The 14116-nt window shown below is 65.6% G+C and carries 13 protein-coding genes; 7 read left to right on the top strand and 6 right to left on the bottom strand.

Annotation, left to right across the window (positions count from 1 at the left end; all coding sequences use genetic code 11):
• Positions 1-8: 8 nt before the first annotated feature.
• The 3 genes from AC56LG_RS04250 to AC56LG_RS04240 form a co-directional block, all read right to left on the bottom strand.
• Entirely contained in the window at positions 9-866 is an 858-nt protein-coding gene (locus AC56LG_RS04250) for a sulfurtransferase (RefSeq protein WP_497164874.1), read from the bottom strand.
• 8 nt (positions 867-874) lie between these two features.
• Positions 875-1798, bottom strand: coding sequence for a DMT family transporter (locus tag AC56LG_RS04245; protein WP_497164873.1), 924 nt, complete (start codon positions 1796-1798; stop codon positions 875-877).
• Positions 1799-1974: 176 nt separating this feature from the next.
• Positions 1975-3075 carry an aromatic ring-hydroxylating oxygenase subunit alpha gene (locus AC56LG_RS04240; RefSeq protein WP_497164872.1) on the bottom strand — a complete coding sequence of 367 codons (1101 nt, stop codon included), beginning with the start codon at positions 3073-3075 and terminating at the stop codon, positions 1975-1977.
• Positions 3076-3431: 356 nt separating this feature from the next.
• Between AC56LG_RS04240 and AC56LG_RS04235 the strand changes: the two genes are divergently transcribed.
• From AC56LG_RS04235 to AC56LG_RS04215, 5 genes are all read left to right on the top strand, one after another.
• Entirely contained in the window at positions 3432-3692 is a 261-nt protein-coding gene (locus AC56LG_RS04235; RefSeq protein WP_497164871.1) for an exodeoxyribonuclease VII small subunit, read from the top strand.
• Complete coding sequence (locus AC56LG_RS04230) at positions 3689-4594, top strand: polyprenyl synthetase family protein (RefSeq protein ID WP_497164870.1); 906 nt, start codon at positions 3689-3691, stop codon at positions 4592-4594. The genes AC56LG_RS04235 and AC56LG_RS04230 overlap by 4 nt, the downstream gene beginning before the upstream one ends.
• The gene (gene dxs, locus AC56LG_RS04225) at positions 4595-6469 is read left to right on the top strand and encodes a 1-deoxy-D-xylulose-5-phosphate synthase (protein WP_497164869.1); all 1875 of its coding nucleotides are present in this window, start codon (positions 4595-4597) and stop codon (positions 6467-6469) included.
• A 290-nt stretch (positions 6470-6759) separates the two neighbouring features.
• Positions 6760-8688: a metallophosphoesterase family protein gene (locus tag AC56LG_RS04220; protein WP_497165020.1), complete on the top strand. Its 1929-nt coding sequence runs from the start codon at positions 6760-6762 to the stop codon at positions 8686-8688.
• Between the two features lie 201 nt (positions 8689-8889).
• Positions 8890-9450 (top strand): septal ring lytic transglycosylase RlpA family protein, encoded by a 561-nt coding sequence (locus AC56LG_RS04215; protein ID WP_497164868.1) that lies wholly within the window; start codon positions 8890-8892, stop codon positions 9448-9450.
• A gap of 41 nt (positions 9451-9491) precedes the next feature.
• On the opposite strand, the gene AC56LG_RS04210 is transcribed toward AC56LG_RS04215, so the two are convergent.
• Positions 9492-10433, bottom strand: a complete 942-nt coding sequence (locus AC56LG_RS04210; protein ID WP_497164867.1) for a DMT family transporter — start codon at positions 10431-10433, stop codon at positions 9492-9494.
• A 97-nt stretch (positions 10434-10530) separates the two neighbouring features.
• Between AC56LG_RS04210 and AC56LG_RS04205 the strand changes: the two genes are divergently transcribed.
• A complete protein-coding gene (locus tag AC56LG_RS04205) occupies positions 10531-11469 on the top strand; it encodes a LysR family transcriptional regulator (protein WP_497164866.1) in 939 nt (312 codons plus the stop codon).
• On the opposite strand, the gene AC56LG_RS04200 is transcribed toward AC56LG_RS04205, so the two are convergent.
• Both AC56LG_RS04200 and AC56LG_RS04195 read right to left on the bottom strand, forming a co-directional pair.
• The gene (locus AC56LG_RS04200; RefSeq protein ID WP_497164865.1) at positions 11412-11933 is read right to left on the bottom strand and encodes an SRPBCC family protein; all 522 of its coding nucleotides are present in this window, start codon (positions 11931-11933) and stop codon (positions 11412-11414) included. The two genes, AC56LG_RS04205 and AC56LG_RS04200, sit on opposite strands and share 58 nt — an antisense overlap.
• A gap of 40 nt (positions 11934-11973) precedes the next feature.
• A complete protein-coding gene (locus AC56LG_RS04195) occupies positions 11974-12843 on the bottom strand; it encodes an SDR family oxidoreductase (RefSeq protein WP_497164864.1) in 870 nt (289 codons plus the stop codon).
• Positions 12844-12947: 104 nt separating this feature from the next.
• Between AC56LG_RS04195 and AC56LG_RS04190 the strand changes: the two genes are divergently transcribed.
• On the top strand, positions 12948-13823 hold the full coding sequence (locus AC56LG_RS04190) for a LysR family transcriptional regulator (protein WP_497164863.1): 876 nt from the start codon (positions 12948-12950) through the stop codon (positions 13821-13823).
• The last annotated feature ends 293 nt before the right edge of the window (positions 13824-14116 follow it).

Raw genomic sequence — 14116 nt, 5'->3', positions numbered from 1 at the left:
TGTCCTGCTCAATCTGCGCCGGTCGCCACCGGCCGTGCCGGGTCGGCACTCCACTCGCTCCACGAGCCCGGATACAGGGCCGCGCCCGGCATGCCGGCCACCTCCAACGCCAGCAGGTTGTGGCAGGCCGTCACGCCGGAGCCGCACTGCATGATGGCATTTTTCGGATCGGCGATCACGGCGCCGAATTCCGCGCGCAGCTGTTCCGGCGCTTTGAAACGGCCGTCGTTGTGCAGGTTATCCTTGAAGAAGCGGTTCTTCGCACCCGGGATATGGCCGCCGACCGGGTCGACGGTTTCGTTCTCGCCGCGGAAGCGGTCGGCCGCGCGCGCGTCGACCACGGTGCGGCCTTCGCTCTCGATATTCTCCAGCACCTCGGCCACCGTCACCGTCGGCACGAACGGCGCGCGCACGCTGAGCGTGCCGGACGTGCGTGGATCGGGCGGATCGGACGACAGCGGCTGGCCCAGCGCCTGCCAGGCCGGCAAGCCGCCGTCGAGCACCGCCGCCGCCTCGTGCCCGAGCCAGCGCAGCAGCCACCACAGGCGCGCCGCGTACATGCCGCCGTGGGCGTCGTAGGCGACCACTTGCGTGCCGTCGTTGACGCCCCAGCGGCGCAGGGTGGCGGCCAGCGCTTCCTTCTCCGGCAGCGGATGGCGGCCGCGGAAGGCGCCGTCTTCGCCGTGCTTCGCGCCCGAGAGTTCGGTTTCCATGTCGGCGAACAGCGCGTGCGGCAGGTGGCCGGCGGCATACGCTTCGCGCCCCCAGGCGAGGTTGACGAGGTCGTGGCGGCAATCGACGATCACCCAGTCCGGCGCGTCGATATGGGCGGCGAGATCAGCTGCGGAAATCAGGGTCGTGTACATGGGGCTCCTCACAGTTCGCTTGCGATCGGGTCGGTCTTTTCCAGCACGGCGCCTTTCGCCGTCTTGCGCGTATTGTAGAACGTCGCCGCCATGCCGGAGGCAAGGATCACGCCGATGCCGAGCCACACGTGCCAGCCGAAGCGGTCACCCCACAGCGCCAGGCCCCACAGGCTGGAAAACACGATGCCGGTGTACTGCAGGTTCGCCACCACCAGCACCTTGCCGACGCGGTAGGCGCGCGTCATCGCCATCTGCGCCATCAGGGCGGCCGCGCCGATGCCCGCCAGGAGCAGGGCGCCGCCCAGGGTATGGCCGTGGAAGGGCATGCCGCCCGGCGCACCATCGCCGCTCAGCACGCCGACCAGGCCGGCCACTGCCGTCGTCAGCGAAAAATAGAATACGACGCGGTATTCGGGTTCGCCCATCTGCCCCAGTTTGCGCACCTGCATGTAGGCCACCGCCGAGATCACCGACGAGGCAACGCCGGCCAGGCCGCCGAGCCACTGGTTGCTTTCCACCGCGGGCTGCAGCACCAGCGTCACGCCGAAGAAGCTGGCGCCCACGGCCAGCACCAGCGGCCATTCGACGGTGTTCGTCTTCGACCACCAGCCGGCCAGGAACAGTCCAGCCGCCATCCAGATCGGCGCCATGTAGTTCAGCGTCATGGCCGTGGCCAGCGGCAGCTTGCCGATGGCGAAGAACCACAGCCAGAGCGAAATCACGCCGACGGCGCTGCGCACCAGGTGCTCTTTCTTGAAAGGCGTACTGAAGGTGCCGCCCTGGAAGCGCACGATGGCAAACAGGGTCACGAAGCCGAACAGGCCGCGGTAGAACAGGAGTTCGGAAGTGGTGTAGAACTCGGAGGCGAGTTTCACGCCGGCGCCCATGGCGGCAAACGCGAAGCTGGCGAACAGCATCCAAAGTGATGGCATTACATTCCTGGGTGACGAACTTATTAGCGAACTTATCAGCGAAACGATACAGCAGACGGCGCAGGCGCGCTTGGCATGGCCACGGGCATGGCGCACGCGGCTGGAAAGTGCGGAGGAAGTATGCGCCGGCTTCGCGCGCTGCCGCTGGCGGCAAAGGCGAAGCCGGCGATCGAAGCCTACAGCTCGATCTTGCTGCGGTACCACTCGTGGAAGTGCTGCATCCCGTCTTCCATCGGCGACTGGTAGGGGCCGACCTCGTTGACGCCGCGCTCGTACAGGATCTTGCGGCCGGCATCCATGCGCTGGGCGATCTCGTCGTCCTCGACGCAGGTTTCCATGTAGGCGGCGCGTTCGGCCTCGACCAGCTCGCGCTCGAACAGGGCGATCTCTTCCGGATAGTAGAACTCGACCACGTTGCGCGTCTTTTGCGGCCCGAGCGGCCACAGGGTCGACACCACCAGCACGTTCGGATACCACTCGACCATGACGTTCGGGTACAGCGTCAGCCAGATCGCGCCCTGTTTCGGGGCCTGGCCGCCGTTGAACTTCAGTACCTGCTCCTGCCACTTCTTATACGTGGCCGAGCCGGCCTTTTGCAGGCCGCGGTTGACGCCCACGGTCTGCACGCTGTAGTCGCGTCCGAATTCCCAGGTCAGGTCTTCGCAGCTGACGAAGTTGCCCAGGCCCGGATGGAAGGGCTCGACGTGGTAATCCTCCAGGTAGACTTCAATAAAAGTCTTCCAGTTGTAGTCGACGTCGTGGATCTCGACGTGGTCGAACAGGTAGCCGGAAAAGTCGAGGTCCTTCGAGACCGACATCGCTTTCAGCTTGTCCATCACGTCGTAGCCGTTCTGCTCGAACAGCAGACCGTTCCAGCTTTGCAGCGGCGACTTGGCCAGGTTCAGGCAGGGCGTCTCCGCGAAATGCGGGGCGCCGATCAGCTCTCCCTTGAGGTCGTAGGTCCAGCGGTGCAGCGGGCAGACGATGGTGCTGGCGTTGCCGCGGCCATTGAACATCAGCGCCTGGCGGTGGCGGCAGACGTTGGACAGCACCTCGATGCCGTTGGCGTTGCGCACGAGCATACGGCCTTCGTTTTCGGAAGGCAGGGTCGCGAAATCGCCCGTTTCCGGCACCATCAGTTCATGGCCGACGTAGCGTGGGCCTTTCTGGAACAGTTGCTGGATCTCGCGCTGCAACAGCGCATTGTCAAAATAAACATTTACCGGAAGCTGAGCGCACGAGCGCGCCAGCTTGGCGTGGGTAGCCAGATCGGACATCCCAACCCCCCTTTATAAAAACAGCACCTCAAAGAAGAGAAAGAATCCAAAGACCAGTATTTTTTAGCAGGAAATACGGTATTTCGGACAGAACCGGAGATTATAGCAAGCAACAAGCTCTACCGTCGCGGTCCATCGCGAGATTGTGGGGCGGAAAGGCACAGATAGTGCCGGAAAGGCATGGTTTTCATGAAAATGGTAACGGCCGCGCTTTAGATGAACTTACCTATTCGGTAACCCGGCAATCGCGCAGACCACCCCAAGGGTTAGGATTGTTTTAAAATACGCGATTAGATTCCCGTGCGGCGCACCCAAGGCGCATTGACGGGATCGCCAGCCCAACAGAACAAGACACTATGGCAGAGATTACTAACGCGGGAACGACGGCTGCCCCAGCCTCCTTTGAAGAGGCGATGGCCGAGCTGGCCCAGCTCGTCACCCAGATGGAAGGCGGCCAATTGCCGCTGGAAGCCTCGGTCGCGGCCTATGCGCGCGGCTCGGAGCTGGTCAGGTATTGCGCGGCCCAGCTCGAGAAAGTCGAATCCCAGGTCAAGGTGCTCGAGGGCGACATGCTCAAGCCCTTCAGCGCCGACGGCGCCGGCGAGGGGATGCAATGACGGCGCTGCCCGAGATTTTGCCGTTCGCCGCGTGGATGAGCGGCGTGCAGGCCGAAGTCGAGGATGCCCTGTCCGACTTCCTGCCGGCGGCGCACCTGGTCCCCTTGAAGCTGCACGAAGCGATGCGCTACACGGTGCTCGGCGGCGGCAAGCGCGTGCGTCCGCTGCTGGTGTATGCCAGCGGCGCGCTGTTCGGTGCCGATGCGACGGCGCTGGCGCGTGCCGCCTGCGCGATCGAGATGATCCATGCCTATTCGCTGGTCCACGACGACATGCCCTGCATGGACGACGACGACCTGCGCCGCGGCAAGCCGACCGTCCACATCGCCTATGACGAAGCGACCGCGCTGCTGGTCGGCGACGCGCTGCAGGCGCAAGCCTTCGAGGTACTCGCGTCGAACGACACGCTGCCCCCAAGCCGCCAGATCGCCATGCTGCGCCTGCTGGCGCAAGCGGCGGGTTCGGGCGGCATGTGCGGCGGCCAGGCGATCGACCTCGCCAGCGTCGGCCTTGCCCTCAACCTGGAACAGCTCGAACGCATGCACCAACTGAAGACCGGCGCACTGCTGCGCGCGTCGGTCCTGCTCGGCGCCCTGTGCGGCAAGGAGTTGACGGAGCCCGAACTGGCCGCCTTGACGGCGTATTCGGGCGCGGTCGGCCTGGCCTTCCAGGTGGTCGACGACATCCTCGACGCCACCGCCGATTCGGCCACGCTCGGCAAGACCGCCGGCAAGGATGCGGCCGACAACAAGCCGACCTATGTGTCGATCCTCGGCCTGGAAGCGTCACAAGCCCTGGCGCAGCAATTGCGGCGCGACGCGATCGAATCGCTGGCGCCATTCGGAGAACAAGCACTGCGGCTGCGCGAACTCGCGGACCTGATCGTGCAGCGGAAGGCCTAAATGAAACTGCTAGAAACCATCAACGACCCATCCGACCTGCGCCAGCTGCCACGCACGCAGCTGACGCCGCTCGCCGACGAGCTGCGCCAGTTCCTGCTGCACTCGGTGTCGAAAACCGGCGGCCACCTGTCCTCGAACCTGGGCACGGTCGAACTGACCATCGCGCTGCACTACGTGTTCGAGACGCCGCACGACCGCATCGTCTGGGACGTGGGCCATCAAACCTATTCGCACAAGATCCTCACCGGCCGGCGCGAGCGCATGACCACGCTGCGCCAGCTGAACGGCCTGTCGGGCTTCCCGAAACGCGACGAAAGCCCGTACGACACCTTCGGCACCGCGCACTCGTCGACCTCGATCTCGGCAGCACTCGGCATGGCCGCCGCCGCCAAACTGAAGGGCGAGCAGCGCCATGCGATCGCCGTGATCGGCGACGGCTCGATGACGGCCGGGATGGCCTTCGAGGCGCTGAACAATGCCGGCGTCGAGGAAGACTGCAACCTGCTGGTGGTCCTGAACGACAACGACATGTCGATCTCGCCGCCGGTCGGCGCCCTGAACCGCTACCTGGCGCGCCTGATGAGCGGCCAGTTCTACGCCGCCGCCAAGAACGTCGGCAAGAGCGTGCTGCCGGCGCCGCTGCGCGAACTGGCCAGCCGCCTGGAAGAACACGCGAAGGGCATGGTAGTCCCGGCCACGATGTTCGAGGAATTCGGTTTCAACTACATCGGCCCGATCGACGGCCACGATCTCGATTCGCTGATCCCGACGCTGGAAAACATCAAGAAGCTCAAGGGCCCGCAGTTCCTGCACGTGGTGACGAAAAAGGGGCAGGGCTACAAGCTGGCCGAGGCGGAACCGATCCTGTACCACGGCACCGGCAAGTTCAATCCGACCGAAGGCATTATCCCGGCCACCAGCCCGAGCAAGATCACGTACACGGAAGTCTTCGGCAACTGGCTGTGCGACATGGCGGCCGCCGACAGCCGCCTGGTCGGCATCACGCCGGCGATGCGCGAGGGCTCGGGCATGGTGCGCTTCCACGCGCAGTACCCGGAACGCTATTTCGACGTCGGCATCGCCGAGCAGCACTCCGTCACTTTCGGCGCCGGCCTCGCCACCGAAGGCATGAAGCCGGTCGTCGCGATCTATTCGACCTTCCTGCAGCGCGGCTACGACCAGCTGATCCACGACGTGGCGCTGCAAAACCTGGACGTGACCTTCGCCCTCGACCGCGCCGGCCTGGTCGGCGCCGACGGCGCGACCCACGCCGGCAATTACGACCTGCCGTACCTGCGCTGCATCCCTAACATGGTCGTGATGGCGCCGTCGAACGAGAACGAGTGCCGGCAGATGCTCACCACCGCCTACCACTATCCCGGTCCGGCCGCGGTGCGCTACCCGCGCGGCGCCGGCGTCGGCACGCCGATCGTGGAAGAACTGGCGTCGATCGAGATCGGCAAGGGCGAGATCAAACGCCAGGGGGAGGACATCGCCATCCTCGCCTTCGGTTCCATGGTCGCGCCGAGCCTGGGCGCCGCCGCCGAACTGAATGCGACGGTCGCCAACATGCGCTTCGTGAAACCGCTCGACGTCGACCTGCTGAAACAGCTGGCCGCCGACCACGCCTGCCTGGTGACGGTCGAAGAGGGCGCCACCATGGGCGGCGCCGGCAGCGCCGTGGCCGAAGCGATGGCGGCGGCGGGCATCGTCAAGCCATTGCTGATTTTGGGCCTGCCCGACAAATTCATCGACCAGGGCGACCCGGCGGCCCTGCTGGCCTCCGTCGGCCTGGATGCGAAAGGCATCGCCGCATCGATCCGTGCGCGCTTCGGGGCGGCGGGGGAACCGCGGCTGGTGGTGAACAACACCTGAAGCTTCATGGGCTTCGAAGGAGAGCGGCGCTGATGCGCCGCTTTTTTTTCCGGGAACGATGATCAGGGACGTAGGGTGGGCGGAAATCAGTCCCACTGGACTGATTTCCCCTGCCCACTCTACGTCCTGTGCAAACATACGCGGCTACGGTTTTGTCTACGCGGTATCACACCCATCCAAACCACGCCATCCGTCCTCATCCCTCACCGCCTCTGCTACACTGATTCGTTCATCAAACCGCATAGCGCCCCCGATTGATCCAGACTCCCGCCCTCGATGTCCTGCCGCCCGTGCTTGCCGGTCCTGTCCTGCGCCGCCTCGCGCCCGACCGCCTGGTGCTATGGCTGGTCGGCAGCGCGCCGCTCGACCTGACCCTGGTGCTGGCGCCCAGGGAAGGCGCGCCGCGGCGCCTGGCGCTCGACGCGCGCAGCTGCCGCGTGGTGCGCGTCGGCCGCCACGCCTGCGTGCACCTGATCGACGTCGCGCTGGACGAGCCGCTGCCGCAGGATACGCTCATCGAGTACGACCTGCTGGTCGCCGGGGCCGGCATCGCCGATTGGGCGCCGCACCTGCTGCATGATGGCGCGACGCGGCCGAACCTGGTGCTGCGCAGCCGCAGCGACAACATCCTGTTCGGCTCGTGCCGCAAGCCGCATCATCCCGCGCCCGACGGCCTGGCGCGCGCCGACGCTTTATTGGCCGCGCACCACGAACACGCCGGCGAGCGCCCCGCCATGCTCATGCTGTGCGGCGACCAGGTATATGCCGACGACGTCGCCGGTCCGATGCTGGCGGCGATCCACGCGCTGATCCGGCGCCTGGGCCTGTATGGCGAAAGCCTGGACGGCGCGGTGGTCGCCGACAGCGAGGCGCTGTACCGCCACCCGGCCGGCTACTACCGGCGCGAAGCGCTGCTGCCTGCGTTCAGGTCCAACGACGCGCTGCGCGACCGCTTCTTCGGCGGCAGCGAAAAGCCGATCTTCACCACGGCGAATGCGCACAACCACCTGGTGACCCTGGCCGAGATGATGGCCATGTACCTGCTGGTCTGGTCGCCGGTGCCGTGGCAACTGGTGGCGGATGCGCCGGCGCCGCCGCTGGCGCCGAAATACGCCGAGCGCTGGCGGCGCGAGTCAAAGGCGCTGGCCGGCTTTTGCCGCGACCTGCCGCGCGCCGCGCGGCTGCTGGCGCACGTGCAGACCTTGATGATCTTCGACGACCACGACATCACCGACGACTGGAACCTGTCGGCCAAGTGGGAATCCACCGCCTATGGCCACCCGTTCTCGCGCCGCATCGTCGGCAATGCGCTGATCGCCTACATGCTGTGCCAGGGCTGGGGCAACCGTCCCGATGCGTTCGCGGCGGTGCTGGACGAGATGGCGGCGCTGGCCGCCACCGCCACGGCTGACGACCGCCTGGACGCGCCGCTGCAGGACGGGCTGGTGCGGCGCCTGCTGTCGTTCCGCCAGTGGGATTTCGTCGTGCGCACGCAGCCCACGGTCATCGTGCTCGACACCCGCACCCGGCGCTGGCGCAACCGGCGCCGCCCCGGTCATCCGTCGGGCCTGATGGATTGGGAATCGCTCACTGAATTGCAGCATGCGCTGCTCGACGAAACGGCCGCCGTCGTCGTCTCGCCGGCGCCGATGTTCGGCGTCAAATTGATCGAGGTGGTGCAACGGGTCGCCACCTATGCCGGCCTGGCCCTGACCGTCGACGCCGAGAACTGGATGGCGCATCGCGGCGCAGCCAGCAGCATGCTCAATATCTTCCGCCATTCGCGCACCCCGGCCAATTACGTCATCCTGTCGGGCGACGTGCATTATTCGTTTGCTTACGATATCGAATTGCGCGAGGCGGACCGCACGCCGCATGTCTGGCAGATCACCAGCAGCGGCATCAAGAACGAATTCCCGCCGCGCCTGCTCGAATGGCTCGACCGCCTCAACCGCTGGCTGTATTCGCCGCGCTCGCCGCTGAACTGGTTCACCCAGCGCCGCGACCTCGCCTTGACGCCGCGCCTGCCCGACCGCCGCCAGCAGGGCGAGCGCGTCTGGAACGGCGCCGGCATCGGCCAGGTGTGGCTCGACGCGCAAGGGCGGCCGACCCGCATCGTGCAGCACAACGCCGACGGCGGGCCGTCGACCCGCTTCCTGGCGCCGGAGCAGGGAGCGTCTTCAACGGCCGCGGTCGAGCAGCCTGTGCGCAAGCACTGATATGGTTGAAACTGCCGCGTTCGGTCGAAACCGGGCCGGTATCGCTGGCTGCGGGACCTGGAGCACCTCGGCGCCGATTCAGCGCCGCGACCGAAGGATTTTTCCGTTTTGCCGTTCCACAGGTATGATCCGAAAACTCAGCCTTGGGCCTCGCAGTGTCTGCGGGCGTTGGCTGCGATCAAAAACGTGTGGAAAGCAACGATGAGAAGCATTGTACGTATCTGTTCAAGACCAGGGCTGGTCGCTGCATTGGCGCTGTCTCTTGTAGCCTGCTCGACACCAAAAGTTCAGCCAACGAAAGCTGGTGGGGGCTATTACCGCAACGATGGTCCACCAAAAGGCATCACGCAGGCGCAGATCGATGCAGTCAAGGAGCCAGTACCCAGGGCAGAGCGGTTTGTCTCCGGTACGCTCAAGCCTTATGTAGCCATGGGAAAAAGCTTCCGGCCGATGAACAAGCTGACGCCCTATCAGGCGCGTGGCGTGGCAAGCTGGTACGGAACCCGTTATCACGGATTGCCGACGGCAAGTGGTGAGCTCTACGACGTGATGAAGCTCACGGCCGCGCATCCGATCCTGCCCATTCCCTCGTATGTCAGGGTGACCAACGTCGAGAACGGCCGAACGGTCGTCGTTCGCGTCAACGACCGCGGCCCGTTCCTCTCCGACAGGCTCATCGATCTGTCGTACGTGGCCGCAGCCAAGCTGGGCTATGCGGCGAAAGGCAGGGCCTTGGTTGAGATCGAAGTAATCCTGCCATAGAGGCGCTGGTGTCTTTTGAGACACGCGCCTCCTGGTCATGGTCAACGCCCGATCACAGTCTTCTTCACCCGCTCGGCGCCCCGTGTACAGAACCACACCGCCGCCCCGGTCGCCACGAATCCCGCCAGCGACAAGGCCGTCAAGGTTTCGCCCAGCAGCGCAAACGCCAGCAGCGCCATCACCCCGGGAATCAGGTAGAACAGGCTGGCCACCTTGCTCGCCTCTCCCTTGCGCATCAGGATGAACAGCAGGCTGGTGGCGGCGATCGAGTTCATGATCGACAGCCAGCCGGAGGCAAACAGCATCGTCGGCGTCCAGCGCACGTCAAAACCTTCGAGACCGAGCGACAAGGGCAGCGCCACCAGCGTGGCCACCGCCAACTGCACGAAGCTGCCGCTGCGCAAGTCCATCCCGGCGCAGTATTTTTTGTGGTACAGCGTGCCGAGCGCGATGCCGGCCAGCTCCACCGCGGCGCAGGCGTAGGCGCCCGCTTCTGCTCCCACTGCTGCCGTGCCGCTGCCCAGCTTGTGCCAGACCACCAGCAGCACACCGAGCACGCCGCCGGCCATGCCCAGCCACTGTTTCGTGCTGGTCCGCTCGCCCAGCATCAGCGCCGCGCCCAGCGCCGTGAACACCGGCATGGTGCCGACGATCAGCGCCGATTCGCCGGCCGAGACGCCCAGCTTCAGGGCCGTGTACAGCCCCGAGAATTGCAGCGCCTGGATCAGGAGGCCGACCACGACCAGGTGCCCGACTGCTTTCCAGCTCGACGGCCAGGGCGCGCGCGTTGCCAGCGCAATCAGCAGGAGCAGGGCGGCGCCGAGGCCGAAGCGCAGCGTCAGCAGGGTAAACGGCGCGGCATACGGCACCGCGAGTTTGCCCACCACATAGCCCGAACTCCACATTGCAATGAACAGCAGGGGCAGGGCCAGGCTGCCCATGCCGGTGGCTGCCGGGGCGGCAAGCCGGGTCGTCGTCGTCATCGTTTTCTCCAAGGTGAAATGTCAGGCCAGCTTATGCCGCATACTGTGGCGATACAATCCGTCAACGGTGCAACATATTGTTTCCTCAGGAGATACAATGGGCGAGATGCAGCCACGCGATTTTTCCGATGTATGGGCTTTTGTCCGGGTGGTCGAGACCGGGTCCTTTTCCGCAGCGGCGCGCCAGATGGGCACGACCAAGGCGGCGATCAGCAAGACGGTGGCGCGCCTGGAAAAGACCTTGCATGCAAAGCTGCTGAACCGCTCGACCCGCAAGCTCGGCCTGACCGAAGCCGGCGGCGCGATCTTCCAGCACGCGCTGCGCATGCTGGAAGAAGCGCGCGCATTGGAGGCCACCGCCGCCGGCCTGCAGGCGGGGCCGGGCGGCGTGCTGCGCGTGAGCGCCTCGCTCGCCTTCGGCAACACGTATCTTGCCGGCCTGCTGCCCGCTTTCATGGCGCGCTATCCGGACATCCGCGTGGTCTTGTCCATGACCGACCGCTACGTCGACCTGGTGGAAGAAAACATCGATGTCGCGCTGCGCATGGCCGACCGCATCGACACCCTGGGCGCGGTGGCGCGGCCGATCGCGCCGCTGCATTACGTGCTGGCGGCGGCGCCGGCTTACCTGGCGCAGCACGGCATGCCGGGCAGTGTCGAGGAACTGGCGACGCAGCGCTGCCTGGTGTTTGGCAGCGGCGCACCGGTGACCTGGGAATTCGAACGGGCGGGAGTAAAACAAGGCGTGAAACCGAACGGCATCCTGCATGCCAACAGCAGCCCGGCGCTGCGCCTGGCGATGCTGCACAGCGGCGGGATTGCGCTGCTGCCGGCCTTTGTCGTGGGCGAGGACATCCGCCGCGGCGACGCGCTGCGGGTGCTGCCGGACTGGACGCCGGTCGGCGCCTTTGGCGACCGGTTGTATGCGGTCTACCTGCAGAACCGCTTCCTGCCGCCGAAGGTGCGGGTGTTCATCGATTACCTGGTCGAGACGATCGGGGCAGCGCCGGAATGGGAGACATTGGCGCCTGCATGACCGTCCGCCGGCAATTCACGGGTGCGTTTCAGGGTCGACAGCAAGGCCGCGCGATAGCCCTTGTCGCTGTCGAACTGGGCCTGCTCGGCGATCTCTTCGGCGCCGCCCGGCGCCTTGCCACGCAGGCCGAGGTAGCAGTAGAAGCGCAGCTGGAGCGCGCCGGTCTCGTCTTCGTATAACTCGTTGACGATCGCGCCTTCGCGCGGACCTGCGGCCTGGAAGAAGGTGACCTTGCTTTCCGGCTCCAGGACGACGATCTCGCGTAGATCGGTGCCGGCGATGGTGGCGTCACGAACGAAGTGAGTGCTGCTTTCCTCGACGACTTCGCAGCGGGTACACAGGCCTTCCGGCAAGAACAAACGGGCGTCGCGGGCCTTGAGAACCAGGCCCTGCCATGCCTGTGCGCGGCTCAAGGGAACGGCGCCGCGTGGGTTGACGGGGACGGTGGCGGTGGAATAGATCATGGTGTGCTCCTGGTTGATAAGGGAGGGGTGGGCCCGGCGTTCAGGCCGACGCCACAGCCCGGGTGGCAAATTCGCGGTAGGCGTGCAGCGGGCGGCCCAGCAACCTGGTGAGCCGTTCGACGTCGCCCGCGTCGGGCACCATCCCATCGCTGATGAAACGTTCGCTCATCAGGCGCATGTCGAAAGCCATCCAGCCCGGCATGAACTGGCGCATGTTCTGCTCGAACGCGGCCGGGTCGTCGCCCGGATAGGCGATCTCGCGCCCGAGCACCTCGGTCCAGATCGCGGCGACGGCGCTGCCGGTCAGCGTATCCGGGCCGACCAGGTTGATGCGTTCGAGGGGCAGCGGCACGGGTGATTGCTCGCGCCGCAGGAGTTCGATCGCGGCGACTTCGGCGATGTCGCGCGTGTCGACCATCGCCAGGCCCTTGCTGCCGACCGGCATCGGGTAGACGCCATATCCGGTCACCACATCCTTGATGGCGCGGTCATTGCCCATGAAGTAGGCGGGCCGCAAGATCGTGGCATGCATGCCCATCTGCCCGATCATGCGCTCGACGCCATATTTGCCGGCAAAGTGGGGCACGTTCACATACACGTCGCTGTGGATGACCGACAGATAGACGATCCGTTCGATGCCGGCCTCGCGGGCGAGGTTGAGTGCGACCAGCGCTTGCGTGACTTCGTCGGCCACCAGGGCGTTGAGCAGGAAGAGCGTCGAGACGCCGGACAAGGCACTGCGCAGCGAGTCGATGTCGAGCAGATCGCCCTGGACGACCTCGACGCCCGCCGCAAAGCCGGCCTTGGCGGGATCGCGCACGAACGCACGGACATGGGCGCCACGCTTGGCGAGCTGTTCGACGACCTGGCGGCCGACGGTGCCGGTGGCACCGGTAACAAGAATGGTCATGATGATTCCTTTCGGGTTGGGTTGGTATGGATGAACGATAGTTCGTTCCAAGAACAAAACAAAGACGCTAAAATCAAGACACACAGGCTCGAATATGAGACAGCATGGACCTGAATGCCTTGATGGATTTCCAACTGGTGGCCGCGCACGGCGGCTTCGGACGGGCCAGTCGCGCCAGTGGCCGCTCGAAGGCGACCCTGTCGCGGCGGGTGGCTGACCTGGAAGAAGCGCTGGGCGTGCGCCTCATCGAACGGGGCGAGCGCAGCCTGAACCTGAGCGAAGCCGGCCAACTCCTGCAGGCGCGGATCGAAGGGCCGCTGCACGAAGTTGCCGAAGCGGTGGCGGCGGCGCGCGATGGAAACGCGGCGCCGCGAGGGCGCCTGCGGATTGCGGCGCCGCTGCTGTTTTCACAAGTGGCGCTGGGACGGATCGCGGCTGCGTTTCACGCGCTGTATCCCGAGGTCGAGATCGAGGTCGTGTCCGCCGACCGCCTCGCCAACCTCGTCGAAGAACATGTCGACGTCGCCATCCGCATCAATCCGGCCAGGGACAGCGCGCTGGTCGGCCGCTGCTTCGCGCGCGACCGGCTGGTCCTGGCCGCTTCTCCCGCGCTGCAGCTGCCGCAGGGGCACAAAGATGAACACGTCCGGGTGCCGGCGGTCGTGATGCCGGCCTATCGCGACGGCGACACCTGGTCCGTCGGCGATGGCGCACTCACCGTTGTACCGCAGCCGGTCCTGCGCCTGTCCTCGCTGCTGACGGTGCGCGATGCCGTCGTGGCCGGCGCCGGCGCGGCGCTGCTGCCGCATTCCATCATCGTGAAGCTGCTGGAAAAGGGCGAGCTGGTGTCATGGGGACAGGCGAGCGGGGAAACCGAACTGTGGGTGCTGCATACGTCGCGCCGCCTGCAAAGCCCGAAAGTGCGGGCGTTCGTCGAATTCATGTGCAGCCAATACCCGGGCGGCGCATTCGTCGTTTAAGTGTGCAAGGAGCGGCACCTGCTTGATGATCTCGCCCATGCGGTCGTACAGGTGCATACCGCACAGCTTCAGGGAACCTCTGATGCGCCGTGATGGAGTAATGCCGGGCTGATCTTCGGTTTCATACCGCATGGGCACAAGTGCCCATCCTACGGTGCGCGACGTTTCGCGGCGAGATCGGCAGCATAAGACCGCGATGACATCCACGCACAATCGATCGTGTGCCAGCCCGGAAAAGCCGGCGAATCGTCTAGACTGGAAGTTCTCCTTCCGGACTCACGACCATGCAAGAT

It is taken from the genome of Telluria sp. ZB2R32 (assembly GCF_059685715.1).
The sequence above is the reverse complement of the archived record's forward strand: the minus strand, read 5'-3'. Positions and strand labels throughout refer to the sequence as shown.